This window comes from Stutzerimonas sp. VN223-3 (assembly GCF_045999685.1).
Lineage (GTDB): Bacteria > Pseudomonadota > Gammaproteobacteria > Pseudomonadales > Pseudomonadaceae > Stutzerimonas > Stutzerimonas stutzeri_AR.
The window spans coordinates 1360923-1385669 of the sequence record NZ_RBEC01000002.1 but is presented as its reverse complement, the minus strand read 5'-3'; the positions used below and the strand labels follow the sequence as shown (position 1 = coordinate 1385669).

Annotated in this window: 26 protein-coding genes; 23 read left to right on the top strand and 3 right to left on the bottom strand. The window is 55.2% G+C overall.

Features of this window, described 5'->3' with window-relative positions:
- The first annotated feature begins 1052 nt into the window (after positions 1-1052).
- The 14 genes from D7241_RS15035 (at position 1053) to D7241_RS14970 (ending at position 13487) form a co-directional block, all read left to right on the top strand.
- On the top strand, positions 1053-1817 hold the full coding sequence (locus tag D7241_RS15035) for an HNH endonuclease signature motif containing protein (protein ID WP_408102184.1): 765 nt from the start codon (positions 1053-1055) through the stop codon (positions 1815-1817).
- 86 nt (positions 1818-1903) lie between these two features.
- Positions 1904-2329 (top strand): hypothetical protein, encoded by a 426-nt coding sequence (locus D7241_RS15030; RefSeq protein ID WP_408102183.1) that lies wholly within the window; start codon positions 1904-1906, stop codon positions 2327-2329.
- Positions 2330-2405: 76 nt separating this feature from the next.
- Positions 2406-2858 carry a hypothetical protein gene (locus tag D7241_RS15025; protein ID WP_408102182.1) on the top strand — a complete coding sequence of 151 codons (453 nt, stop codon included), beginning with the start codon at positions 2406-2408 and terminating at the stop codon, positions 2856-2858.
- Between the two features lie 777 nt (positions 2859-3635).
- The gene (locus D7241_RS15020; protein WP_408102181.1) at positions 3636-4193 is read left to right on the top strand and encodes a hypothetical protein; all 558 of its coding nucleotides are present in this window, start codon (positions 3636-3638) and stop codon (positions 4191-4193) included.
- Between the two features lie 73 nt (positions 4194-4266).
- Entirely contained in the window at positions 4267-4860 is a 594-nt protein-coding gene (locus D7241_RS15015) for a hypothetical protein (RefSeq protein WP_408102180.1), read from the top strand.
- Between the two features lie 94 nt (positions 4861-4954).
- Positions 4955-5437: a hypothetical protein gene (locus D7241_RS15010; protein WP_408102179.1), complete on the top strand. Its 483-nt coding sequence runs from the start codon at positions 4955-4957 to the stop codon at positions 5435-5437.
- A gap of 1795 nt (positions 5438-7232) precedes the next feature.
- Positions 7233-7625, top strand: coding sequence for a VOC family protein (locus tag D7241_RS15005; RefSeq protein WP_408102178.1), 393 nt, complete (start codon positions 7233-7235; stop codon positions 7623-7625).
- 380 nt (positions 7626-8005) lie between these two features.
- A complete protein-coding gene (locus D7241_RS15000) occupies positions 8006-8389 on the top strand; it encodes an ACT domain-containing protein (protein WP_408102177.1) in 384 nt (127 codons plus the stop codon).
- Between the two features lie 259 nt (positions 8390-8648).
- Positions 8649-9275 carry a LysE family translocator gene (locus tag D7241_RS14995; protein WP_408102176.1) on the top strand — a complete coding sequence of 209 codons (627 nt, stop codon included), beginning with the start codon at positions 8649-8651 and terminating at the stop codon, positions 9273-9275.
- Between the two features lie 137 nt (positions 9276-9412).
- Positions 9413-9778 (top strand): glyoxalase superfamily protein, encoded by a 366-nt coding sequence (locus D7241_RS14990; protein WP_408102338.1) that lies wholly within the window; start codon positions 9413-9415, stop codon positions 9776-9778.
- A gap of 460 nt (positions 9779-10238) precedes the next feature.
- Complete coding sequence (locus tag D7241_RS14985; RefSeq protein WP_408102175.1) at positions 10239-10613, top strand: hypothetical protein; 375 nt, start codon at positions 10239-10241, stop codon at positions 10611-10613.
- A 261-nt stretch (positions 10614-10874) separates the two neighbouring features.
- Entirely contained in the window at positions 10875-11429 is a 555-nt protein-coding gene (locus tag D7241_RS14980; RefSeq protein ID WP_408102174.1) for a YdeI/OmpD-associated family protein, read from the top strand.
- 316 nt (positions 11430-11745) lie between these two features.
- A complete protein-coding gene (locus D7241_RS14975; protein ID WP_408102173.1) occupies positions 11746-12195 on the top strand; it encodes a DUF2231 domain-containing protein in 450 nt (149 codons plus the stop codon).
- Positions 12192-13487 carry a PQQ-dependent sugar dehydrogenase gene (locus tag D7241_RS14970; RefSeq protein ID WP_408102172.1) on the top strand — a complete coding sequence of 432 codons (1296 nt, stop codon included), beginning with the start codon at positions 12192-12194 and terminating at the stop codon, positions 13485-13487. Before D7241_RS14975 ends, D7241_RS14970 begins: the two co-directional genes overlap by 4 nt.
- Before the next feature lie 334 nt (positions 13488-13821).
- Here the strand turns inward: D7241_RS14970 and D7241_RS14965 are convergent, their stop codons facing one another.
- Both D7241_RS14965 and D7241_RS14960 read right to left on the bottom strand, forming a co-directional pair.
- Positions 13822-14139 (bottom strand): CcdB family protein, encoded by a 318-nt coding sequence (locus tag D7241_RS14965; protein ID WP_408102171.1) that lies wholly within the window; start codon positions 14137-14139, stop codon positions 13822-13824.
- Positions 14139-14381, bottom strand: coding sequence for a type II toxin-antitoxin system CcdA family antitoxin (locus D7241_RS14960; RefSeq protein WP_408102170.1), 243 nt, complete (start codon positions 14379-14381; stop codon positions 14139-14141). Before D7241_RS14960 ends, D7241_RS14965 begins: the two co-directional genes overlap by 1 nt.
- A 346-nt stretch (positions 14382-14727) precedes the next feature.
- Here D7241_RS14960 and D7241_RS14955 point away from each other — a divergent pair, with 346 nt between their 5' ends.
- The 6 genes from D7241_RS14955 (at position 14728) to zigA (ending at position 21630) form a co-directional block, all read left to right on the top strand.
- A complete protein-coding gene (locus D7241_RS14955) occupies positions 14728-15846 on the top strand; it encodes a PQQ-dependent sugar dehydrogenase (protein WP_408102169.1) in 1119 nt (372 codons plus the stop codon).
- A 256-nt stretch (positions 15847-16102) separates the two neighbouring features.
- Positions 16103-16501 carry a GFA family protein gene (locus D7241_RS14950; RefSeq protein ID WP_408102168.1) on the top strand — a complete coding sequence of 133 codons (399 nt, stop codon included), beginning with the start codon at positions 16103-16105 and terminating at the stop codon, positions 16499-16501.
- An 860-nt stretch (positions 16502-17361) separates the two neighbouring features.
- A complete protein-coding gene (locus tag D7241_RS14945) occupies positions 17362-18351 on the top strand; it encodes a GlxA family transcriptional regulator (RefSeq protein ID WP_408102167.1) in 990 nt (329 codons plus the stop codon).
- Positions 18352-18445: 94 nt separating this feature from the next.
- Positions 18446-19642 carry an MFS transporter gene (locus tag D7241_RS14940; RefSeq protein ID WP_408102166.1) on the top strand — a complete coding sequence of 399 codons (1197 nt, stop codon included), beginning with the start codon at positions 18446-18448 and terminating at the stop codon, positions 19640-19642.
- A 371-nt stretch (positions 19643-20013) separates the two neighbouring features.
- Positions 20014-20418: an RNA polymerase-binding protein DksA gene (gene dksA / locus D7241_RS14935; RefSeq protein ID WP_408102165.1), complete on the top strand. Its 405-nt coding sequence runs from the start codon at positions 20014-20016 to the stop codon at positions 20416-20418.
- A gap of 9 nt (positions 20419-20427) precedes the next feature.
- The gene (zigA, locus tag D7241_RS14930; RefSeq protein WP_408102164.1) at positions 20428-21630 is read left to right on the top strand and encodes a zinc metallochaperone GTPase ZigA; all 1203 of its coding nucleotides are present in this window, start codon (positions 20428-20430) and stop codon (positions 21628-21630) included.
- Positions 21631-21757: 127 nt separating this feature from the next.
- Here zigA and D7241_RS14925 read toward each other — a convergent pair whose 3' ends face one another.
- Positions 21758-22087, bottom strand: a complete 330-nt coding sequence (locus D7241_RS14925) for a four-helix bundle copper-binding protein (RefSeq protein WP_408102163.1) — start codon at positions 22085-22087, stop codon at positions 21758-21760.
- A 178-nt stretch (positions 22088-22265) separates the two neighbouring features.
- Here D7241_RS14925 and D7241_RS14920 point away from each other — a divergent pair, with 178 nt between their 5' ends.
- The 3 genes from D7241_RS14920 to D7241_RS14910 all read left to right on the top strand — a co-directional run bounded on the left by D7241_RS14920 (position 22266) and on the right by D7241_RS14910 (position 24721).
- Positions 22266-22856: an IMPACT family protein gene (locus D7241_RS14920; RefSeq protein WP_408102162.1), complete on the top strand. Its 591-nt coding sequence runs from the start codon at positions 22266-22268 to the stop codon at positions 22854-22856.
- A 139-nt stretch (positions 22857-22995) separates the two neighbouring features.
- A complete protein-coding gene (locus tag D7241_RS14915; RefSeq protein WP_408102161.1) occupies positions 22996-23271 on the top strand; it encodes a hypothetical protein in 276 nt (91 codons plus the stop codon).
- 499 nt (positions 23272-23770) lie between these two features.
- Positions 23771-24721, top strand: coding sequence for an adenosine deaminase (locus tag D7241_RS14910; protein ID WP_408102160.1), 951 nt, complete (start codon positions 23771-23773; stop codon positions 24719-24721).
- Positions 24722-24747: the final 26 nt, after the last annotated feature.

Sequence of the window (24747 nt, the reverse complement as noted above, 5' to 3'; positions counted from 1 at the left end):
TCGACTCGATACCTATTGCCTAACAATTGGTTCAAATCGCTCGCTCCGCTCGCTGGGACCGGCGAAGCCGGCCCCTTAACCAAACGTTAGGCGCAAAGCACTGAAAAATACGGCAGGATGCATATAAATTGAAAACAACGGACTACCTCGCTATCTATGCTGCTTGCTTATCTACACTGGTATTTTTTTGGAATGTCTTTCAGTCAAAACCAAAAATAAAAGTTGATTTAATATTCGGAATTGAGGGCAAGGGAGAGGACCTAAAATCAGGTATATATATATTTGTCAGAAACCTGTCCTCACATGATGTTCACTTATCGAGCTTCAGCATTCTATACCCCTACAAAAAAATAACGGTGGCGGAGCAAATCTCCCATCTCTGGAAATACAAGCGATTTCCTCGGCGAATTGGCTGGGTATCGTCAAGTTTGTCGAATTATTCAATTGAAGATGGCTGTCCTGTTTGCATAGGTGCTAGGCAATCGCACCGCGTACTAATACCTGACGAAGCCATAGAAAATATTCTAGAGGAGGCCGCACACCGGAGCTTAATAGGCTGCGTGCAAGATCAGCTTTGGCAAAATACCTACTCGCAGGTTTTTAAACATCCGAAGCGCAAAGCAGAGTAAACGCCTAACAAGCGGTTCAAATCGTTCGCTTCGCTCTCTGGGACGGGCTAAAGCCCGCCCCTTAACCAAACGTTAGGCGTCATTTCTTTTCTGGCATTTGCACAGTATGAAAGTTGGTTTAGCGCCCGGTGCTTCAATCATTAATCTGAACGTTTTGCGCAGCACTAAAGTGTGCCGTGTTGTCCGTGCCGGCTCTCGCCCGAACTTCGCCCAGGCTGGCGCCCAAGCGCCGTGCACGGGTGTGAACCTGCCACCTATTTCGGGCTTGATGATTTTTTCGAGCTCGGCCACTGTGGGGTATTCATCGACGAAGCCCGATTTGCTCCGCTGCCTAACAAGCGGTTCAAGCCGCTCACTTCGTTCGCTGGGACGGGCTAAAGCCCGCCCCTTAACCAAACGTTAGGCATACTCAAGGAAGCCCACGTGTCCATCTCAGATAAAAATCGGAAAATACTCTGGGGGAAATCCGGCAACCTATGCGCAATATGCAGACAAGCACTTGTCATAGACCCTACACCGGCTGATCCCGAATCGGTTGTGGGAGATGAGTGCCATATTATATCTGGCGCAAAAGGAGGCCCAAGGCACAATCCGGAATTCCCAACAGAGGAGATAGATAGCCTATCGAACTTGATGCTGCTATGCAGAGTTCACCACAAAATGATTGATGACCAAGAAGAAACATATACAGCAAGCGTGCTCCATAACATAAAGTCAAATCATGAAAAATGGGTTGCAGAAAAGCTAACTGATAAGCCTCAGAACTCCCCCGTCAGGATTAGTCGAATCAAAAGCGAAATACCAACTCAGCTTCCAGTTATTCGCTCGGGCAAAGAAATACTAAATCTCGCCATGGCATGCCATGGCACATACTCCGATTACAGCGACAATCTAAACGACGAAGAAGTCGATCTGGTTGGCGGCTTCATTCAGAACGTATCTGATTGGGGCGATATAGCTAGCGAATTGGAACCAATTGAGCGGATACGTGCGGCAAAAGAGCTTGAAGAAGAAATTCAGGAGCTATCGTCTAAGGGGTTCTTTGTATTTGCTGCAACAGAAAAACAACGAATGGAGGGAGGCATAAATCCACCTTCAACATTTTTGGTACTCCATTTATCTGTTAAACGCTGCACAGACCCTGGAATTGTAACCTCTGAAACAGAAGGCCAATCACCGCATGCCTAACAACTGGTTCAAATCCCTCGCTTCGCTCGCTGGGACGGGCTAAAGCCCGCCCCTTAACCAAACGTTAAATGACAATGGCTTGAACCGTGCCAAAACGCATAGAAGAATTAACAGTCGCCGACTTAGAGAGTAACCGTTGGTGTGTATATCACAACGACGAGGAAGGCTATGACAGCTTTGAGTTCGTCATACCCAACACTCATCCAGACTTTTCAGAGCATGCTATTGAAATTGAGTTAGCACACTTTGTTTTTTCTGACGGCAAAGTCTTCAAAGGCTTATTTGATGGTTCGGAATCTTTTTCAGTTTTTCACAAGGGCAACTGGTATTCAGTTTGGTATGGTGCCTCAAAACCAAGCAAGAACGCAGTCAGTGAATTCAAAGAATTTCTAACTATTAACCAGCTAGCCTTACCCGTTTCGGCAACAGCTGCATGGAACGGCGCATCAAGAGTGTACAACGGCTTTCAATACGTCGATGACACTGGGGCTATCCGCGAGCTTGTCATTTAACAACTGGTTCAAATCGTTCGCTCCGCTCTCTGGGACGGGCTAAAGCCCGCCCCTTAACCAAACGTTAGGCGTAACAATGAAACCACACCTCCGCATCGTAAGGCATCCGTATGAAGAGCCTTACCATTTAAATCTGGTAGTGAGCGCGTCAAACGGCAACTTGTCTGCCGGGTTTGAATATTATGAAAATGCGAGAGCCATTCATGAATGGGCAAGCGTGTTAGAGCAGTTCCCGCGCCATAGTAGCGATGTTTTTCTTCACGAAATCGGCTCAGAAATTCCAGAAGATCGCACCGCTTACTACTTTCGACTACGCGTTTTCAACACAAACTCAGCCGGAGGCTGTGCTATCCAGCTTCGCTTCAATAATAATCAGAGCCTGCCGGATCGAGAGATATTTGATTTTTGTATTCGTGCCGAACCATCACAGATAAATAGGCTTGGCAAATTACTCCGAACATTTGCTGAGCTGAGGCATGAGGTTCTAGAGTGGAACATTACAGAAGGTGAACTCCATGAGTTCTCCTGAAAAGCCTAACCATCGGTTCAAATCGCTCGCTTCGCTCACTGGGACGGGCTAAAGCCCGCCCCTTAACCAAACGTTAGGCACTGTGAAGGGATTTTAAACATATGGAACAACGGAAGTGTGCGAAGTGCGGTGGCAGCATGGAGCAGGGGTTTATTCCCGACATTGGTCAGGGCGTTCAATTATCACACTGGCATGATGGGCCACCCGAGAAGTCATTTTGGCTAGGGCCAATACGTAGTTCTACCTCGCAGATCCCTATTGGCGCTTTTAGGTGCTCTGAATGCGGTTACCTTGAACTTTACGCTTTGAACGACTATTCAGCCTCTTAGACCTATGGCTAACGGCCTAACATTGCGTTGCAGTTGGACGTGCTTCGCACGCCCCTGAACTTTGCGTTAGAGGCAACAATGAGTTTGCGCGGCTACATCCACGAAGTCTGGCTATGCCCGAGTGACGATGGGGAGTTACTTCCATCTTGTATTGCCTTTGGGCCCGCAGGTAATTCCGCACGCGAGCTAAATGAACCTGGCAGCGTCTGCATCTGGCTATTTTTTGCAAACTCTCATTTCGAAGCTATGCAAATTTACTATCAGTTCAGCGATTTAGGTGAATACACAACGTCAGAGCAACAAGATCATCAGCCATATCCTGAGTCTTGGTACATTGAACAACAGAACTACTTGTGCAGCCTCTAACTAGTGTTTCAAATTGTTCGCTTCGCTCACTGGGACGGGCTAAAGCCCGCCCCTTAACCAAACGTTATGTGAAATATCGCCTATGTACCAATTTCCAGAATATCCACCGATAAAATCTAAACCAGATATGTGGGCTCTTCAAAATTTTCTTCTGAAAAAGGCTGAGGAGCTAATTGGTGCGAAAGACCAAACAAAAACAATATTCCAGCCAACCTTTGAAGGTGACAGGCCCTGTATTATGAACAGCGTTCAGGGTGATGGAGCTTGGGCTTCACTCAGCTCTAACGCATCAAACTATTGGCCCACAGCTCTATATGAATTAGCACATGAAACCATTCACCTTCTTGACCCCACAATAGGCTTCACAAATTATCTAGAAGAGGGAATTGCAGTTGCTTTTTCTCTTGAGCTTTCCAGAAGCCAAACAAATCATCCAATGCCAGTCCCTACTGACAAATTTTACGGTCGCGCACTTGAGCTAGTTAATAAACTACCAGAAAACCCCTTTGTCTCGGCCCGTGAAATTAGAAAAAAATGCCAAAAACTTAGTCTGGCTAAACCTCAAGACCTAAAAGAGCTATTCCCTGAAATAGATGAAGAAACAGCGCATGCATTATGTTCCGAGTGTAATTTCACATAACAACTGGTTCAAACCGCTCGCTGGGACGGGCTAAAGCCCGCCCCTTAACCAAACGTTATACGAAAAGGACAATATGAAGTTACCTATTATTCTTTCCGCCATCTTGACTGTAGCTGCGACGGTGGCTGTGATTTTTGTTGCGAATCAGAGTTTTGATCTCACAGATAAAACTACGATCGTGGTCTATATTGTTACCGCCTTAGGTGGCTTGGTCTCCGCGGTTTTTGTTGTGTACGGCTACTTCGTGAATCTGTCAGTGTTTAAAGAATCTCAAAAACCGAAGCTTCTATTGCAGGTACACAACGACCGGCGAATCCTTGAAGAAACGAGCGAAAACGTTCACCAAACTGTCTTACATTACGCGAACTTTAGCCAAAATGAATGCCGCGGCCTCAATTTGGAGCTTTCTCTGGTGCGCGATAGTGAAGTGATCAAAATTCCGAGGCTATTTTCAAATAGTATGAATATGGGACCGAACGACAGCAGGGCCCGAGATTTCCCTACATTGGTTTATTTCCGAGAGAATGGCATCCCTGAAGCTGTAATAAAGAGTCTCGATAAATATAAATTGAGGGCTAGCTATTCGTATACCCTTATGGGCGAAGAAGTTAGTAGTCATTATGACTACGCTTGGAACCCCGAGAGAGAATGGTGGGGTATCGTATAACAAACGGCTGCACAGCGACCTATTTTCCGCCGCTTCGCGGCTCCAAACCGGCGCGTGAGCCAAGCGTTAGAGACAAGCAAACATGGAGGTCATCATGGAGTTTCTTCTTTTCTTTCTTGGCGGGCTAGTTTCATGGTTAATATCCCACCTATATTATAGACAGTCATCAAAGAAGGCTCCCGAATGGGCTGTTCCCTTAATCGATAAACTCCCAACAACTTTGCCAACAGAAACTCAACTGTTAACACTGGTGAAGGAACACCTACATCAAAGCCCGCTTAAAGAAAAGGGCTTAAACGCAAATGGCGAATACCTGAGATACACCAATGGCACACAAATATGCCAAGGAAAATTCACGGCTGGGCCAGAGTCTCGAAATAAAGAGATCCAAGTTGCCTTCCCCGCACAGTTCTTCGGCGATCCGTCAGTGGAAATTTCAGGCGAAGTCTCAAAGATAATATCTAAACGTGCAAAAGATTCAGCCCTACTGATCACTGTCAATCCCTCACCTGCGGAAAAACTGGAATTTAGCTACAAGGCAACCGGCAACTGGCTTGATCCAAGCAGCTTAGCTTAATGCGCCACGAACCCATCGCAGGTAAATCTCTAACAACTGGTTCAAAATCGTTCGCTTCGCTCACTGGGACGGGCTAAAGCCCGCCCCTTAACCAAACGTTAGGCTTCATTGATTCATGCTCAAAAAAACTTCAGTAATCGCACTATTTTTAACCTTGGTTCTAGGGCTATTTTTTCAGTACTCGTATATAAAATATCAGCAAATCAGTATAGGCAGCTTCAAGTAGAGTTCGGCCACGCGCGCGCAATTGATGCATACCAAAGAATTCTTGAGCAAATTGACAAAAATGGCTCTGATTATGCGAGACGAGCACTAATAATTGGTCGAAGCTACGAAACAGTTAAGCTAGAGCAGTGGCAACAAAATAACGACAACAAGCTTTCTGAGCACACCGAGAAGCTATTGAATAAAATCCAAAAATACACAGAAAGCAAAGTGAAAAAATAACCGCCTAACAAGTGGTTCAAACCGTTCGCTGCGCTCACTGGGACGGGCTAAAGCCCGCCCCTTAACCAAACGTTAGGCTTTCTTTTATGCATAGCGCAGGCATTCAAGCTCTGATAGATCGACTCAAAAATGAGTATGCCAGTAGTTTTTTGCTATACGGCTCGTCTGAGCAAGAGAGGGACGGAATAGGTTTCCGAATAGGGAGCATACCCGTAACATTCTCTGTACTCTGCCTTTCAGGAATGCAGCCTGGCCAATATGACTTTCAAATTGAAAGCTATCCGCCTGGTGAGTACTGCATTACAGGAGAAGCGAATTTGGAAGAATTGCTAGCGTTAATTCCTAGCTACAAAGCCCCCAAAACCGAGTGGCCGGAAGCCTAACAATGCGCTCAACTTCCGCTCACTCCGTTCGCTGGACTCGCGAAAGCTACGCTTTTGCTCGCCCGTTAGCTTAATCGTTAGGTTCGTATGAGCACACGCTTCAGCAAAGCAGGGGGCAGCGCTATCCCTGGCCTATGCAGTAATGGCTGCCGGTTGCATCATTGCTTCACTTGTCATCCGGGGCGATCCGAAAGGAAGCTTTGTACTTTTACAACTTCCTATCGCCTTTCAAATCGGTCCGTTTCAAGCTCTAGGGCTAGGGGGATTTTTGGCATCACTCGGATGGGTTGCCTCTTACCTCATTCTTGGCGTTCCAACCATATTCGGTTTGTATTTCGTTGGCAGTACGATTGGTCGGTTTTTTAATTTGTACTGCAACCTAGCAAACGGTTCAAGCCGCTCGCTAGGGCGGGCTAAAGCTCGCCTCTTAACCAAACGTTAGGGCTCCCATGCCAATCACAGTGCGAGAACTCTTTTTGATGGGCGCGTTGGCCCTTGGTTTATTTGTATTTTATCTGGGGGCATCGACTTCTTATGCTCTTGAGCCTGAAGAGTTTGGGAACCGTGCGAAACTCTTCTGGTTAACGTGTAGCGCTTTTGTTTGCTTACCGTTGTGGCTTCCAGCACTACTGCCTGTCAGTTCTTGCTGCATCAGCACTTTTTGTAGGTGGGTTTGCGCCTTACTGCTTCTAGTTCCGGCTTATTTCTGCGGCACGATTGTAATCCATAACCTCAGTGGAGGCTGGCTAGTGTTGCGTACCGAGCCCGGCACGCTTTTAATTGGCGTTGGGTTAACATCAATATGCGCCATCGGCTCTGTGATGTTGGTGTGGGTTAATGTGCGAGGTCGTGGTGAGAGCGGCGCGCCCTAACAAGTGGTTCGAGCCGCTCGCTTCGCTCACTGGGACGGGCTAAAGCCCGCCACTTAACCAAACGTTGGGCGTGCTGAAAATGGAAGCTGAGCCATGAGAATAGTGGTGAATATTGACGTCCCGGAACTCGAGCCAGCGATAGAATTCTACTGCGCCGCCTTGGGGCTGGAGCACAACCGTACGTTGGATGACGATGTGGCTGAGCTTACGGGCACGTCGTCGGTCATCTATCTTCTGCAAAACCCTCCCGGTTCAAACTCGGCACGAAACACTTCCGAGACACGCCGGTATTCCAGGCATTGGACGCCAGTCCATTTGGATTTCGTTGTGGACAACATCGTGGAGGCGGCAGAACGTGCACTGGGAGCAGGCGCGAGTCAGGAAAGCGAATGTATTGAGTGGAAGGGTTCAAAATGCATAACTTTCTCCGATCCATTCGGACACGGATTTTGTCTTATTGAGTTCGCGGTAGAAACGTACAGTTAGGGTGAATATGTCGCTCAACAAGGCGCTGCAACTGACGGCGCTAGGTATCAAACTATGGGGCTTATCGCATGCGTCATTGGCGCTTTATTAGGGGCCGCCTACCTTCGTAAACGCGGGAACGGTGTCTTTGTCAGCATTGCGTTGGGTGCGCTTGTCGTGCCTATAGTAGTAGCGTTCACGTCCCTAATTTATCCAGCTGAGCCCGAGGCACAAATGTGGGCCATGATCGCCATTCCGGTCTCTTACTTTTGGGGCATCGTGGCAGCGGGCTGTGGCTGCGGGTTCGTGTTCCTGCTGCAGAGGGCAAAAAGCGATGCCTAACAACTCATTCAAGGCGGACGGCCTCGCCGCCGCATAACTCCAGTGTTAGATCATAAGCCATGAAACTATCGTTTTCTGTACTTCCCAAAAGCTTTGTAGTCGCACGGTTAGAACCGAGTGCTGACGTACCGAGCACCGTTCTGGCCTCACGCGACTTCATATCAATCACCCGGACGGATGACGAGCTCTCTATTGTCTGCTCAGAGAACGTCGCAACTGACTTGACCAAAGTGGATCAACCTTGGCGCGCGATCAAAGTGCATGGTCCATTCGCCTTTGATCAGACTGGCGTCCTAGCCTCATTCCTCAGCCCTCTCGCCAGTGCCTCTATCGGCATCTTTGCGACCAGTACTTTCGATACGGACTACATATTGGTCAAATCCGAGAATCTTGAGCATGCAGTACAGGCGCTACAAGTAGCCGGCCACCGCTTTGTGGCCTAACAATTCGTTCACGCCGAACTGCTTCGCCCCATCATCAATGTAAATTATTGCTACATTGTTGGCTCCGCTTCGCAAGTCGGCTTAACTCTGGCGTTAGAGCTTGGAGCAAACATAAACCCCGAAAGGAGAGCCCCTCGGCCTGATGTTGTCTGGAAACCGAAATGGTCAGAGTGAGGCAAGGGCATGACAATTCATTAAGCCGACACCGCTTTGCGGCGGGGTTAATTCAAGCGTTAGCTATCTCTAGAGAGAACATCCTATGTCCATTGAACTCTGGCTCGCCTTTGTCGCCGCATCTACGGTTCTTCTCATCATTCCTGGGCCAACCATCCTTACGGTCATCAGCTACTCCATGGCCCACGGCCGTCGCGCCAATGTCCCGCTTATCGCCGCCGTCGCACTAGGCGACTCAACTGCGTTGGTAGTTTCGCTACTCGGGCTGGGTGCCCTGTTGGCAACGTCGGCCTTTTGGTTCACCGTGGTCAAATGGACGGGCGGCCTTTACTTGCTTTACCTCGGCGTGAAACTCCTGCATGCAGGCGTCTCGTCCGCCGAATTGACCACGCCGGCCGCCCCGAAGTCCCGCTGGAAGTTGTTCGCAAATACCTATTTCGTTACGGCACTTAATCCGAAGGGCATCGTATTCTTCGTCGCGTTCCTGCCCCAGTTCATCAACCCAGGTGCCAGCGTAACGCGCCAGCTTTGGGTTCTTGCCGTCACGTTCGTTGTCATGGCCACAATCAATGCAAGCCTCTATGTAGTCTTCGCCGCTTCAGCGCGCAAGCTCTTGGCCTCTCCGCAGGCACAGCGTCGCTTCAATCTATCAGGCGGCACGCTCCTCTCGGCCGCAGGCGTGTGGGCACTGCTGGCCAAGCGTCCTGCGTGAAGTTGGCTAACCATTCCTTCTCAAGCGGATGTGCCTATCCACCAGAAAGTGCGCCGGGCCGTCCGGGCCGGCTCGCGCCCGAACTCGCCCAAGCTGGCGCACAAGCAGCGTCCACGGGTATGTATCAAGGACCTAGCATGGAATTTCAAACAATACCCATTTTGCGAATTTTTGATGAAGACAAAGCAAAGGAATTCTATTTGGGGTTTCTAGGTATGAAGCTGGATTGGGAGCATCGCTTTGAGGCCGATTTCCCAATATACATGCAGGTATCAAAAGGCAATCTTGTCTTCCATCTAAGCGAACATTCGGGTGACTGCACGCCGGGTAGCAAAGTCTTCGTCAATGTAAAAGACCTTGATTCGCTCTATCGCGAAGTAACATCTAAACCATATAAACTCAGTAAGCCAGTGATCGAGGATGCTCCATGGGGTGATCGGTGCTTTACGGTGACGGACCCTTTCTCTAACAAGGTTCTCTTTAATGAGCCGACTAACACTTAACCGGGCACTCAACTGAAAGTCACGCCGCCGGCAAGCCGAGTCCGTTCTACGGATAAACTTGGCGTTATTTTACTTAAGGCAACTTCATGGATGAACTCATAGAACACTCATTTAAACTAATCATAAAGCTGCTACATTTATTTGCCAGGGCGTCTACTTGGCTAATATTCGAATTTCTTTACGAGGAAATTGCTTGGCGGCTTGGCTGGTGTGTTTGTCGGGCAATTAGCCTTAATTCATTACCAAAAATTGGAATACACGGTTATGAAGAGGCGACAACCATCACGAGGTTTCTTGTTTGCTTTACGGGCATTGCCACGCTGCTTCTAGGAGGCACCGCTTTAGCTATTTACATTAGCGGCAACGCCACATAACAATGTCCTCAAAGCGCTCAGCTCGTTCGCTGGGACCGGCTAAAGCCCGCTTTTAACCAAACGTCAAGATATTCGGGAGCCTCGATATGAGCACAGAGCTAAACTTCGCTGCTGGACGCAATATTGCGATGAAAGTGCCGCCTCATCTATATGAGGCTACCGTTCAGTTCTATCGCGATGTGCTTCGCCTGAAGGAAATAACGAAGCACGCTCCGTCGGTCGGCTTCGAGTTTGGTTCTAACAACCTCTGGATCGACCAAGTGCCTGGCATTAGTCAGGCTGAGACTTGGCTTGAGGTAGTCACAAATGACATCGCGGCTGCTTCAGAGCATCTCAAAGCGGCGGGGGTGATCCGCTGCGACGAAATCGAGCCGCTGCCGCAAGGGTTTCAAGCATTTTGGGTATCGAGCCCAGCATCAATCATTCACTTGGTCTGCAAAGACTCAGAGTCATGGGCGTAGACGCACCTGACAGGCGCGCAGGCGACGTGCAGGACGCACGCGGCTGACGTGCGCCGTTAGGCACCATGGAACCCTGAGCCATACGTATTAGTTGGTATTCGGCAGTTTCTACAAGCGCCACACGAGCCTACGCAGAGGAGCTTGACGTTATCCAAGCATTTCCTGCCTAACAAACGAATCCAATGGCTCGCTTCGCTCGCTGAGGGGGCAAAAGCCAACCCGTTAACCTAAACGTTAGGCGCATACGTACGGGTGATTTAAATGACGCAAGCGGACACACGATCCCAGTTCAATGCACGATTGCTTCGCCCCAAACAGCCGGGGAGCGGCAGCTCATGGGGGTTCGTGATCCTGCCTAGAGAGGCGAGCGCGAAGCTGCCGAGGCGCGGTCGGGCAACAGTGGACGGGACTATTAATGGACAAGGCTTCAGGGCCTTGCTCGAGCCGGATGGTCAGAAAAGCCATTGGCTGCGGATCGATGAGGAGCTGATCGAAGCTTCAGGCGCCGCTTTTGGTGACACCGCACGATTTGACATTGTGTCCGTAGAGCTGGAGCCTGAACCGGACGTCCCCGCTGATCTACTTGAGGCTTTGGAGGCCTCCCCTGAGGCTCGGGCCACCTGGGATGGCACGACCACTGTTGCCCGCCTCGACTGGATTCATTGGGTTATTTCCGCCAAGCAGGCAAAGACGCGCGAGAAGCGGATCAACGATGCGTGTGACATGCTTGCCTCAGGAAAGAAGAGAGTTTGCTGTTTTGATCCGTCGGGCTACTACAGTAAGGTCTTCAGTGCGCCGCAAATTGCAGATGAGTAGTCGAACTGCGATTGCGTAGCTCATCGAAACCAGGCTGCTTGCCTTAACAAATCTGTATCCCGTCTCTTTGCCCGCAGGCACGTCTCTTCGAATTGTTCGGAGCCAGTATTAACGTGCAACTTTTGCTTTCGATAACGGAGTCACTGCCGACTTGGAGGCTCTGAGCATTCCGTTCCCGGTGGCCAGGCACACAGACGAGAGTGAACTAATTCCCCAGCGGTACGATCCCCTCTTATGCACATTCAGAGCGAACCCGGCGGGCTAGCGCATCCGCAACGGCATCAGGCCAGGGTCGCCCAGCGATGAGGAAGCCTCCGTGACCGTTATCACCCACAGCACTCACCACACTACGCACAGCATCTCCCGCCACGTACCGAACCCGCTGCACGGGACGCTGCTTGCCGGTACCGTCCCCCTGTTTCTCGGCGCCATGCTGAGTGATATCGCCTACTACCGCACGTACGAGATTCAGTGGAGCAATTTCTCCTCATGGTTGATTGCGGGGGGCCTGGTTTTCTGCGGGCTGGCGATACTGTTTGCGCTGGTCAATCTGGCCCGAGCGACGGAGAAAAAGGGTCGGCCGCTGGTTTACCTTCTGCTCCTGCTGGCCACTTGGGTGCTGGGCTTCATCAATGCACTCCAGCACGCCAAGGACGCCTGGGCAGCGATGCCCTCAGGCCTGGTTCTATCGGTGATAGTCACCGTGCTGGCCTGCGTGGCGACCTGGATCGGCCTCACCAATCTGCGTGCAGGAGGTAAAGCATGAAACACACGAGCCCACTAACCGTCCTGACCGTGGCGTTGTTTTTGAGTGCATGCGGTGGCGAGGATCAGAATATCGCTCAATCGCTCGGCGCCGACCCCAAGCTCCCCGAGCCCCAGCGAGGTCTGCTGCCCAGCATGACAATCGCTGATCCGGCCAACTGGGGCGAGGAGAAGCCGACGGTGCCGGAGGGCTACGCCGTCACGGCGATTGCTACCGATCTGAAGATCCCGCGCCAGACGCTCGTCTTGCCCAATGGCGACATCCTCGTGGCGGAAGGCCGGGGAGGCAACGCCGCGAAGCTCAAGCCGAAGGATGTGATCGCCGGCTATATCAAGGCGCAGGGCAACACCTCGGTCAAAAGTGGCAACCGTCTGACTTTGTTGCGAGATGCCGATGGCGACGGTACCTATGAGCTACAGACCGTGTTTGCAGAGAACCTCAACGCGCCCTACGGGCTGGCCCTGTTCGAGGGCAACCTGTATGTGGCCAATCAGGACGCGCTGGTACGCTTCGATTATCAGGAGGGTCAGACCGAAGCCAGCGGCCCGCCGACCAAAGTCACCGATCTTCCGTCCGAGATCAACCATCACTGGACCAAGTCACTGGCCGTCAGCCCCGATGGACGCTTCCTTTACGTCGGCATCGGCTCCAACAGCAATATCACCGAACGCGGAATGGAGGCCGAAGTCGATCGCGCCCTGGTCTGGCAGATAGACGCCGAGACGGGTGCCCACAAGCCCTACGCAACCGGCCTGCGTAACCCGACCGCGCTGGCGATACAGCCCGGGTCCGACCAACTGTGGGCGGTGGTGAACGAGCGGGACGAACTGGGGCCGAACCTCGTTCCCGACTACCTGACGTCGGTACGCGAAGGCGCCTTCTACGGCTGGCCCTACAGCTACTGGGGCCAGAATGTCGATGATCGTGTGCGACCGCAGAACCCTGACCTTGTCGCCGCGGCGATAAAGCCGGACTACGCGCTAGGGCCCCACGTCGCCGCGCTCGGCCTGGACTTCTCCTCGCCGGTCATGGGCGAGCAGTTTGCTGAAGGCGTGTTCGTCGGTGAGCACGGCAGCTGGAACCGCGAGAGCCCGTCCGGCTACAAGGTCGTCTTCGTGCCGTTCAGCAACGGTCGCCCATCCGGGGAGCCGGTGGACTTCGTAACAGGCTTTCAGACCTCCGACGCGAAGACTCGTGGGCGGCCGGTCGGTGTAACCGTCGACCCGAGCGGTGCGCTGATCGTCGCTGACGATCTGGCGAATACTGTGTGGCGGGTGACCCGAACTCAGTGATGTTCGACTGACGCTCGAAGCAGCCAACGATCCACGTGATCGGCTGCTTCGGCATATTACCCGGCAGGTTACTCGCTACGAAATACGGCTCGAAAGCCAATCAAGCGGCTCAAGCAAATCGGTGGCGAAGCTGTGCGTCAAAATATCGGGGTGCAAGCTTAGCCACCCCGGATGTAGCAACCGCACGTATGAACGCGCGCTGTATGCGCTTCTCGACGCACTGATCCATTGCGTGGGTCGACAGAAATGCAGGAAACACAACTGGTTCAAACCGTCTTTGCGATCACTGGGACGGGCTAAAGTCCGCCCCTTAACCAAACGTTGAACGCTCCTATCAGATGCCGGTGATAAGCAAATCAAGTGCAGCAATTATTTCATTGCGTTGTGCTGAGAGGTCGGCAACTTGGGTACCGAGTTGTTTTCTCGCAATACCGGCCAGTTGCGGGGTCACCATCACGTATTGCTTGTCGTCAATTTCAAACGTTGGAGTGAGGGTTCTGAGAGTTTTCCCCTTCATGGCAGTAGCCGTGTAGAGAGGCACTACGACCCGCGTGCCGAGTTCGGCAATTAAGTCGCTTTGCACATCGAGCAGGAAGGGCACGGCAGTCTTGGTGGCTGCGTTGGTGTTCTTGTGAACGGCGAACTGAGGCATCAGAAGCTCCGTAGGTCGTCACTGAACACCCCGTGGGCTTCCACGTGTTCGTTGTAGGCATTTATGGCTTTGCGGTTTTCTGCCAGCCATTGCTCGCGCTGTTTCTTCCTCAGGGCCTCGGCCAGAGCCTGCTCCAATGTCGCGGAGAGGTTGATATCCAAATCCTTGGCTTTACTGAGTAGGTCACCGTTAACGCTGAGGTTGGCAGCCCGTTTGGGCGCATTGGGGTTGTAGGCGAGCATGAGCATTTCCTTCCGGGCCTTGACGCGCATATGGTATGCGCATACCAGCATGCGATCAAAGGCGCGTCTAGCAGTTGGTTCAAATCGTTCACCTCGCTCACTGGGACGGGCCAAAGCCCGTTTCTTAACCAAACGTTAGGTCGCGCAATATGGAACGGTCTAACCTTCCAAGACACCGGATCCGGTGATAACGACGTTGTGCTGCGCTTCATGGGTCTTGACGATCTGCGGACCAGCTAGCACAGGCATGGACCACTTCCGCTGACGCCTCAGGTAACAAAATTGGAGTCATTTTCCTGGGCGGTGCGCAGTAAGGTCGAAGGTCTGATTCGACGGGAGGACAGTCATGAAGAGTTATCCGCTCAGCGCACTCGCACTAGGGTTCGCCTCGCTCGCCAGCTACGCAGCGCCTGAGGCCATTGACAGGGCTCAATGGCCATTCAGCGCAACACCTCGCGCCACCTTCTCCGAACCCTGGGCCATGACCTTTCTTCCGGACGGCACGGCGCTCGTCACGGAAAAACGCGGCGTGCTCAAGCACGTCGATGTGAAAACGGGCGAGGCGCATGAGATAGGCGGCGTACCCGACGTGGCGTATGGCGGCCAGGGTGGGCTTGGCGACGTCATCCTTCACCCGGACTATGCGCAGAATCGTGTCGTTTACATCAGCTACGCCGAAAAAGGTGACGGCGGCAACCGTGGCGCGGCCGTCGCGCGCGCAACGCTTGAGCTGGGCGCTGGCGGCGGCTCGCTTTCCGATCTGAAAGTGATCTGGCGGCAGACGCCCAAGGTGTCCGGCGGCGGGCATTATGGGCATCGCCTCGCGTTCGGCCCGGACGGCAAGCTCTGGATTTCCTCTGGGGAGCGGCAGAAGTTCACGCCGGCACAGGACATGAAAAGCACCCTCGGCAAGATCATCCGCCTGAAGGAGGATGGCAGTGTGCCGTCCGACAATCCGTTTGCCGATCAGGGCGGCGTGACGGCGCAGATCTGGTCACTGGGGCATCGCAATCCACTCGGGATTGCGTTCGACGCCCAAGGTCGCTTGTGGGAGCACGAAATGGGACCGGAAGGCGGCGACGAGTTCAACCTGATCCAGAAGGGCGGCAACTACGGTTATCCAGAGGTTTCCAACGGCGATCATTACGGTGGCAAGCCCATCCCCGATCACGACACGCGCCCTGAGTTCATCGCGCCCAAGATTGCCTGGACGCCGGTGATCTCCCCTGCCGGACTCGTGATCTACAGCGGTGAGCGGTTCGCCGATTGGAGAGGCGACGCATTCATTGGCGGCCTTTCAGCCAGGGGCCTGCTGCGCATCACCTTGGATGGCGAAGAAGCCACCGAGGCGGCACGCTACGACATGGACGCACGCATACGCGAAGTCGAACAAGGCCCGGACGGCAGCCTCTGGCTGCTGGAAGACGGGGACGGCGGTCGTCTGCTCGAACTTCAACCGAAGTAGAGCCAGCGCCCTGTACACGGGGAAAGGTTATTTAGCCGGTGAAGCGACGCGCTAAATATCCGCTCCCTTTGGCCTCCAACCTCCCCTCGACAGGCTCGACCCGCTCCTGTACATATCGCCGAAAACCATGCGGATCGAGCCCGCTTGCAGCGGTCTACACAGCCGCCATGGACACCTCGGCACGTGCCATGGCTGCCCTGTTTGCAGTTCGAATGCACAGGCTGATTGACCAATCGTTATCAAGGAAGGCGAATCAATGAAGCAAGCAGGCAGTTGTCTCTGCGGCGGCATCCGATACGAGATACATGGTCCCCTCACGGACGTTCTGAACTGTCATTGTTCAATGTGCCGAAAGCTGCATGCTTCTGCTTTCAGAACTCGCGCCAAGGTGCGCTCGGCGGACTGGAAAACCGTCACCGGCCAAGAGCTGATCAAGTTCTATGAGTCATCCCCAGGCGAGCACAAAGGGTTCTGCTCGAACTGCGGCTCTAGCCTGTACACAAAATTCGACGCCCACCCCGAGGTGTACGGTTTCCCACTCGGAACGCTCGATACCAACCCAGGGGTAAAAGCGCAGCGCCACGTATTTGTCGACAGCAAAGCGCCGTGGTTTCAAATCACGGATGATTTGCCTCAGCATGCTGAGTACGACTGAGACAGGCTGACCGATGAGCCAGGCGATGAGGCACCGCATCTTTTGGATTTGGCTCGCCAGCTGCCTTCTACATGGCTTGATATTGGCGCTTGCGGTGTTCACGACAGCGTTTCAAGGGACGCCATTCGAGGCCTTCGGAATTACCGCGGTGATGGTCCCGTATCTCCTGCATCAAGCCGGTTTGCCTGTTTTGCAGAATGGCGGTTTAAGCGGCTGGGGAATGTCATCACCCAATTTCCTGGGTTGGCTTCTCTCGGCCTTGGCCTGGTTTGCAGTCTATTGGCTTGTCGCCACGGGCCTTGAGCGACTCGCCCGGCGTTAAGCGAACACGCAGCACGATCACCTCGTCTAAGCGCGGCCCAGCATCCCGTCACTCACTCGTAACAATCCCCGCCTAGCGTGTTTTGGCTAACCCCAAATACGATGCCGAGGCCCGCATAAGAACACCGACCCGCAAGGACGGCGTGGAAGACATCAGCGGCGAAACGCGCTTCATACGGCTTGGGACGGTAAAGCGTTGAGGCGCTTCGCTAGCATCTAAAGCCATACGCCGCTCTGTTAAGAGAAAGCGGACGCCGGCACCCCTGTTGCCCCGTAGGAGTTAGCTTGCTGACGATGCTCTAAAGCTTCGCGAGCAAGCTCGCTCCTACACGGGTGGCGCATCGGGCCGGTGAGCATGGCGCAGGTACGCGGTTACGCCGACCAGACTCATTTCATCCGTGTTCGGCTTGGCGCGTAGGTGACCGGCACATAATGCGGCAGAAGCGAACGTCAGCAGTGGCAAGATCTGTGCGAACCTTGTCATTGTGACAATGGCACCGCCGTCGCACACTGCACTCACTTTCCTGTTGAGGTGCACCATGGACGCCACCCGCACCATCGCCTGCCTGGTTTATTCGGATGTCATGAGCCTTGATGTCACCGGCCCGATGCAGGTGTTCGCATCGGCCAATGTCGAGCGCCAACGACAAGGTCTGCCGCCCTGTTACGAACTTCTGCTGATTGGCGAAGAGCCCGGTCCCTGCTCGACCTCCGCGGGGCTGAAGCTGGTCGCCGACGTCGAGTGGGCCAGTACCGATCCAGTCGCGCTGGATACGCTGCTGATACCGGGAGGCAGGGGCGTGGAGCTGCAGATGCGCAACCGGCCGTTGCTCGACTGGTTGCGCCGCGCCGAACCGAATGTGCGACGCCTGGGATCGGTGTGTTCCGGCGCCTTGATTCTGGCCGAAGCCGGACTGCTCGATGGGCGCAAGGCGACCACCCATTGGGCCGATATACAGGCCCTTGGTGAATACCCAGCCGTAGAGGTGCAAGGCGACAGATTGCATACCTACGACCCGGCGGATCCAGAAGCAGCCCACCTGTTCAGCTCTGCAGGTGTCACCGCCGGCATCGATCTCGCGCTGGCGTTGGTCGAGGCGGATCTGGGCCGCGCACTCGCTCTCTCGGTCGCCCAGCGGCTAGTGATGTTTCTCCGTCGACCGGGCGGCCAGACGCAATTCAGTCCCCTGCTGGCCGCACCGACCGGCGCCGTGGCCCGTCTCGCCGCGCTGCTCGAATGGATACCGGGTCATCTGGGCGACGATCTTTCCATAGAGGCCTTGGCCGACCAGACGCACATGACGCCGCGCACCCTGTGCCGCCTGTTCAACCAGGAAGTGGGCATGGGACCGGGGCAATATATCGAGCGAGTGCGGCTGGAGGCCGCTCGTAGCCTGCTTTTAAGTGCACAGGTGTCGATCGCGACGGTGGCGCGCTTAACCGGTTTCGGCCACCCGGAAAATCTCAGACGCACCTTCCAGAAACACCTTTCGGTGAGCCCTCGGGACTTTTTTCAGCGTTTCGGCTGATCGAAATCCCAGCCGGACATCACTTCTCGACCACAGGCCCGGCGTCAAGCCCGGCGCGGCTGTGCCTGCTTTCTCATAACACGGGATTGACCTTATGCATCTTCTGTTCAGCAACGCCCAGGTTTTCCGCTTGTTCGTCGCCCAGGCGCTGTTCTGGTCCTGCGCAATGACCGGCATCATCCTCACCTCGATCGTCGGCCTTCGCCTGGCACCTTCAGCGGGCTTGGCGACCCTGCCACTCGCGCTGCTGATGCTCGGCGGCCTGCTCGCCTTACAGCCCATCGCCTGGCTCATGCAGCAGCGCGGCCGCAAGGTCGGCTTTCTATTCGGAGCCCTGGCCGGCGTGGCGGGCGGTCTTGTCAGCGCACTATCGCTCTGGTTCGACAGCTTTACCTTGCTCTGCCTCGGCGCGCTGCCGATCGGCGCCTATCAGGCCTCGGCGATGTACTACCGTTTTGCCGCGCTGGAAGCGGTGGGCGAAGCCTTCAAGGGCCGGGCTGCGGCATGCGTGATCGGCGGTGGCGTGGTCGCCGCACTGGTGGCGCCGACGCTCGGCACGGCGGCACGCAGCCTGGTATCCGTACCGTTCGCCGGCGCCTACTTGCTAATCGCCGCGCTGGCTGCGACGGGGCTCGTCGTTCTTGCTGGGCTGACGTCAGGCAGTGGAATGGCCGCCTCGCAAGTCGCCTCTTCGTCGACGACCCCTTCGGCGGTGTCGTGGCGTGAGCTTCTCGCGCGCCCCACCGTCAGGGCAGCGGTGCTGACCACCGCTGCCGGCCACGGCCTGATGGTGCTAGTGATGAACGCGACGCCATTGGCGATGCATGGCGAAGGCCTGAATCTCCAGGCCAGCGGCCAGGTGATCCAGTGGCACATGCTCGGAATGTTCCTGCCGGCGTTCGTTGCCGGACCGTTGGTGGACAGGCTGGGCAGCCGGCTGGTGGCCTGTCTCGGCGGTGGCTTGCTCATATCGAGCGCCATGGTTGCCCTGCTCGGCGCCAGCCATTGGCACTTCATGGTCAGCAGCTGCCTGCTCGGTATCGGCTGGAACCTCATGCTGGTAGCAGGCACTACCCAACTGGGCCACGGCCATGCGCCGCAAGAACGAGCACGTGCACAAGGCCTCATGGAACTCAGCAACGGCAGCGTCGCCGCAGTGATGTCGTTCGCCTCGGGCGCGCTCATCGCTCAGGCGGGTTGGGCCGCAGTCAACATCGGGCTCTTGCCGATCGTGACGCTTGTCGTGCTGGTCCAGATTGCAGAGGCCCACCGGCAGCGCCAGCCGGCGTAAACCAACGCAGGCGTTACGGGGAACAAGCGGCGTAACGCCAACACCCGGCTGGCACGGCATCCCTGTCACAGTCGGCCAACGGTTGGTGTAGCGCTTCTGCGCAACGCGTTGACGACAGCCAAAGTGCGCCGGTATGACTTGCATGTAGGGTGGGCTTTAGCCCACCGGAGCGGTGCCATTGTGCGGTGGGCTGATCACTAACGTCCTCACGGAACATGATCCTGTGCCCTCGCTACACCAAATTCGCGTAGCTGCAGTGCGAATACTCCTTTCAGTCCCTATCCAAGCTGCCTGCCTTCGAGATGAAGCCTTGCGCGAATAGCTAATTGTTATGTTATAACTACTACATAACCACTGTCCGCAAGCACCCCATGACCGAAGCCGAACTCCTCGTCCAACCCGCCGACGCTTATATGAACGAAGCCCAGCAAGCCTTCTTCCGCGACCTGCTGCTGCGCCAGCGTGCGGAGTTGCAGGCACGTATCGCCGAGGAATTCCAGCTGCTGCGCGAGCAGGAGCCCAGCAGCGACCCATCCGATATCGGCACCGCCGAGGAACAGCGCCAGTGGCAGCTGCGCTTGCTGGAACGCGAGAAAAAGCTGCTCGACAAGATTGACGACTCGCTCGATGGCATCGCGCGCGGTGAGTACGGCTGGTGCGCTGAAACCGGCGAGCCCATCGGCCTGAAGCGGCTACTGCTACGCCCAACCACGACGCTGTGCATCGAAGCGAAAGAACGTCAGGAACAACGCGAAAAACATCAACGAACGGCCTGAGAGATCACCATGAACCGCCTTCCTGTAACCGTGCTGTCCGGCTTCCTCGGTGCCGGCAAAAGCACTCTGCTCAACCACGTCCTGAAGAATCGCGAAGGCCGCCGCGTGGCGGTGATTGTCAACGACATGAGCGAAATCAACATCGACGGCGGCGAGGTCCAGCGCGATGTCAGCCTCAACCGCGCCGAAGAAAAGTTGGTGGAAATGAGCAACGGCTGCATTTGCTGCACATTGCGTGAGGATCTGCTGGAGGAGGTCGGCAAGCTGGCCCGCGAAGGGCGTTTCGACTATTTGCTGATCGAATCCACCGGTATATCCGAGCCCTTGCCAGTGGCCGAGACCTTCACCTTCCGCGACGACCAGGGCGAGAGCCTCTCCGACCTGGCGCGGCTGGACACCATGGTCACAGTGGTCGACGGGGTGAACTTTCTCCGCGATTTTCATGAAGCGGAAAGCCTGGCGAGCCGCGGCGAAACCCTCGGTGACGATGACCAGCGCTCGATCACTGACTTGCTGATCGAGCAGGTGGAATTCGCCGATGTCATCCTGATCAGCAAAGTCGATCTGATCTCCAGCGCCGAACGCGAAGAGCTCACCGCCATCCTTGGCCGCTTGAACACCCATGCCGAGGTTCTGCCGATGAGTATGGGTAGCGTGCCGCTGGTGAAGATCCTCAACACCGGCCGCTTCGACTTCGAGCGTGCTGCCGAGGCGCCGGGTTGGCTCAGGGAAATGCGCGGCGAGCATGCGCCGGAAACCGAGGAATACGGCATCGCGTCCACCGCTTATCTGGCGCGACGGCCGTTTCATCCGCAACGCTTCCACGACTTTCTCAACCGCGAGTGGAGCAATGGCCGGCTCTTGCGTTCAAAGGGCTATTTTTGGCTGGCGAGCCGCCCGCAAGAGGCTGGTAGCTGGTCACAGGCCGGCGGGCTGATGCGCTACGACTACGCCGGTCGTTGGTGGCGCTTCACTCCCGAAGCACAATGGCCGGACGACGAGGACAGCCGCGCAGCGATCCGCAGCAAGTGGCACGAGGACTGCGGCGATTGCCGCCAGGAACTGGTGTTCATCGGGCAGCACATCGACTTCGATCAGTTGCGCGTCGAGCTTAATGATTGCCTGCTCAGCGATACCGAGTGGAATCTCGGCGTGGAGCACTGGCTGCGCCTGCCGGACCCGTTCGGCACTTGGCATCAGGCGGTCGCCTGAATTCGTTGGACACCGCAACGTGACGCTCCCGGCAGTATTCGGCGTGTTCCGAGCTGCCGGCGATCTGGGAAAAGCTGCCCAAAAGGTCATGCAACTGCTGAAGCGTGACCTTTCGGTCCGAATGGAATCAGGCGGCCATGCGCTCGCATTCTTCGGCGCACTTGCGGCAGGCCTCGGCGCAAGCCTGGCAATGGTCCATCTGATGCTTACCGCATTCCTCGCCGCACTGGCGGCAAACTTGTGCGCAGAGTTTGCAAAAGGCTTGAGCATAGGCGCTGTCACGGGTCATCAACACGGCAGCCATCGCGCACATATCGGCGCAGTCGCGGTCCAGCTCGATGCAGCGAGCCATCATTTTCACGTCGTCCTCGCGCAGGCAGGACGCAGCGCAGGTCTCACAGACCAGCGCGCAATTGGAACAAGCCTGAATACATGCCTGATACTTGGAATTGAGCATCGCTGTTCTCCTCGGTGATTGCGGTTGGGTATGGGTCGCCATCCCGGCGAGCGTCTTTCGTTTGGGGGGTGCCGAGCGACTTAAAGTTCAGACTGATCCACCGGGCGGCACCTCGCACACCAGCGGGACACACAAGGCGCCGTTACAATGCCCGTTCACTCCGCACTCATGCCGCCCTATGACGTTCACCCTCGCCGCGCCTTGCGAATTCCAGGAAATCGTCCGCAAGAGCCGCTTTCTGGCGAAAGCCGCGCCGGTGTCCAGTCCGGAAGCCGCCCAGGCATTCATCGACGCTGTCAGCGACGCCAGCGCGTCACATAATTGCTGGGCCTGGAAGATAGGAAATCAATATCGCTTCAACGATGACGGTGAGCCCGGCGGAACGGCGGGCCGGCCGATGCTCACCGCCATTGAAGGTCAGGATTGCGACCGGGTCGTGGTGGTGGTGATTCGCTGGTTCGGTGGCATTCAGCTCGGCACTGGGGGGCTGGCCCGCGCCTACGGCGGCGCGGCGGCTAAATGCCTGCAATCCGGCGAGCGCGTCGAGCTGGTATCGCGGGTTCGCTGCAGCTTTCATTGCCGCTTCGCCGAACTGGCACTGCTCAAGGCACGCCTGAGCGAATACGACGCCCTGATCGAGAGCGAGGCGTTCGATGCGGAGGGCGCCGAACTGCAGCTGGCACTGCCTGTAGCGCAACAACCAAGACTGCAGCAATTGCTTGCAGACATCAGCCGTGGACGCAGTGAGTTGCGTTCGCTGGACACCTGACCACCTCAACTCGTGGAACTGCCTGCTACCGGAGAAGTCCCTAATACAACGGCACTTACCGTTGGGCCGGCGTTTTGGCGCTGACCAACTACGAGTGGAAGTGCCGAACGCACCTTCCGTTGCGAAAGAGGAATCAACCATGAAAAGCAATTACAAGTGGCTCATCCCAGGAGCTGTATTGCTCGCTTCTCTAGGCCTGGCCGGTTGCGATGTCGAAAAAACCGAGGAAGGCTCGCTACCCGATGTGGAAGTCGAAGGCGGCAAAATGCCCGCGTACGATGTGGATGCGCCGGACGTGGACGTTGGTACCGAGGAAAAGACCGTCACCGTACCTGACGTCGACGTGAACATGCCCGAGGACGATGAGCCGGATATGGGTGAGCCGGTCGAGCCTGCTCCTGCACCAAAGAATTGATCGCTACCTGACATGCGTGCCTTCATGGGGCGCGCTTAATGAGCCATGCCCGACCTCGGTCGGGCATGGCTTTTTTCGATATGCAAGTTTTCCACTGTTGATGTGGATCGCTATGTGGATAACCGTGGGATTAACGCGCCGACCCCAGCAGTGACGTAGCTAAAAGGACCGAGCAAATCTAAGCCGCCTAAACCCCCATCTTCCGTATAGAAATAATTGATTTAAAAGCTTTTTTCCTGATCAACGACTAATCATGCTATAGCGTTTAAAGCTATCAAGCTGGCTCCACTTATACCCAAGTCATGTGGAAAAGATTGTGGGTAACCTTTGGAAAGCGCGTGTTCAAGCGCGTCGGCCTTGGTGTGGGCCGCTGTGATCGTTTTTTGCACAGCGTCGAGATGTTCCACCTTGCAGTCCAGCCAAAACGCAACGGTCAAGTTGACCCTGGGGTCAGGCAACATGGTTAGAATGCAGTTTTTCTTCCGGATGGGGGGTTCCTATGTACGACTGGCTCAATGCCTTGCCCAAAGCCGAGCTGCACCTGCACCTCGAAGGTTCGCTGGAGCCCGAGCTGCTGTTCAAACTGGCCGAACGCAACAAGATTGCCCTGCCCTGGGCTGACGTCGATGCGCTACGCGGTGCCTATGCCTTCGGCAACCTGCAGGAGTTTCTCGATCTTTACTACGCAGGCGCTGACGTGCTGCGCACCGAGCAAGATTTCTACGACCTAACCTGGGCCTACCTGCAGAAGTGTAAAGAGCAGAACGTGGTCCATACCGAGCCCTTTTTCGACCCGCAAACCCATACAGACCGCGGCATTCCGTTCGAAGTGGCGATGCGCGGCATCAGCGGCGCGCTGGCCGACGGTCGCAAGCTTCTCGGCATCAGCAGCGGCCTGATTCTCAGCTTTCTGCGCCACCTGCCCGAAGAAGAAGCCTTCAAGACGCTGGAACAGGCCATGCCGTTTCGCGATGCCTTTTTCGCGGTAGGTCTCGACAGCTCTGAGCTCGGCCACCCGCCGAGCAAATTCGAGCGCGTTTTCGCCAAAGCCCGCGCCGAAGGCTTCCTTGCCGTTGCTCACGCCGGTGAAGAAGGACCACCGGAATACATTTGGGAGGCGTTGGATCTGCTCAAAGTCAGCCGCATCGACCATGGCGTTCGCGCCGCTGAAGACCCAAAGTTGATCGCTCGGCTGATCGACGAACAGATCCCGCTGACCGTCTGCCCGTTGTCGAATACCAAGCTCTGCGTGTTCGACGACATGAGCCAGCACAACATCCTGCAACTGCTGGAGCAAGGCGTGAAGGTCACGGTGAATTCCGACGACCCGGCCTATTTCGGCGGTTACGTAACCGAGAATTTCATGGCTCTGCACGACGGCCTGGGCATGACCGAAGATCAGGCGCGGCGCCTGGCGCAGAACAGCCTCGACGCGCGCCTGGCCAACTGAATCGATCCGAGCCGATTCCAGCGGCT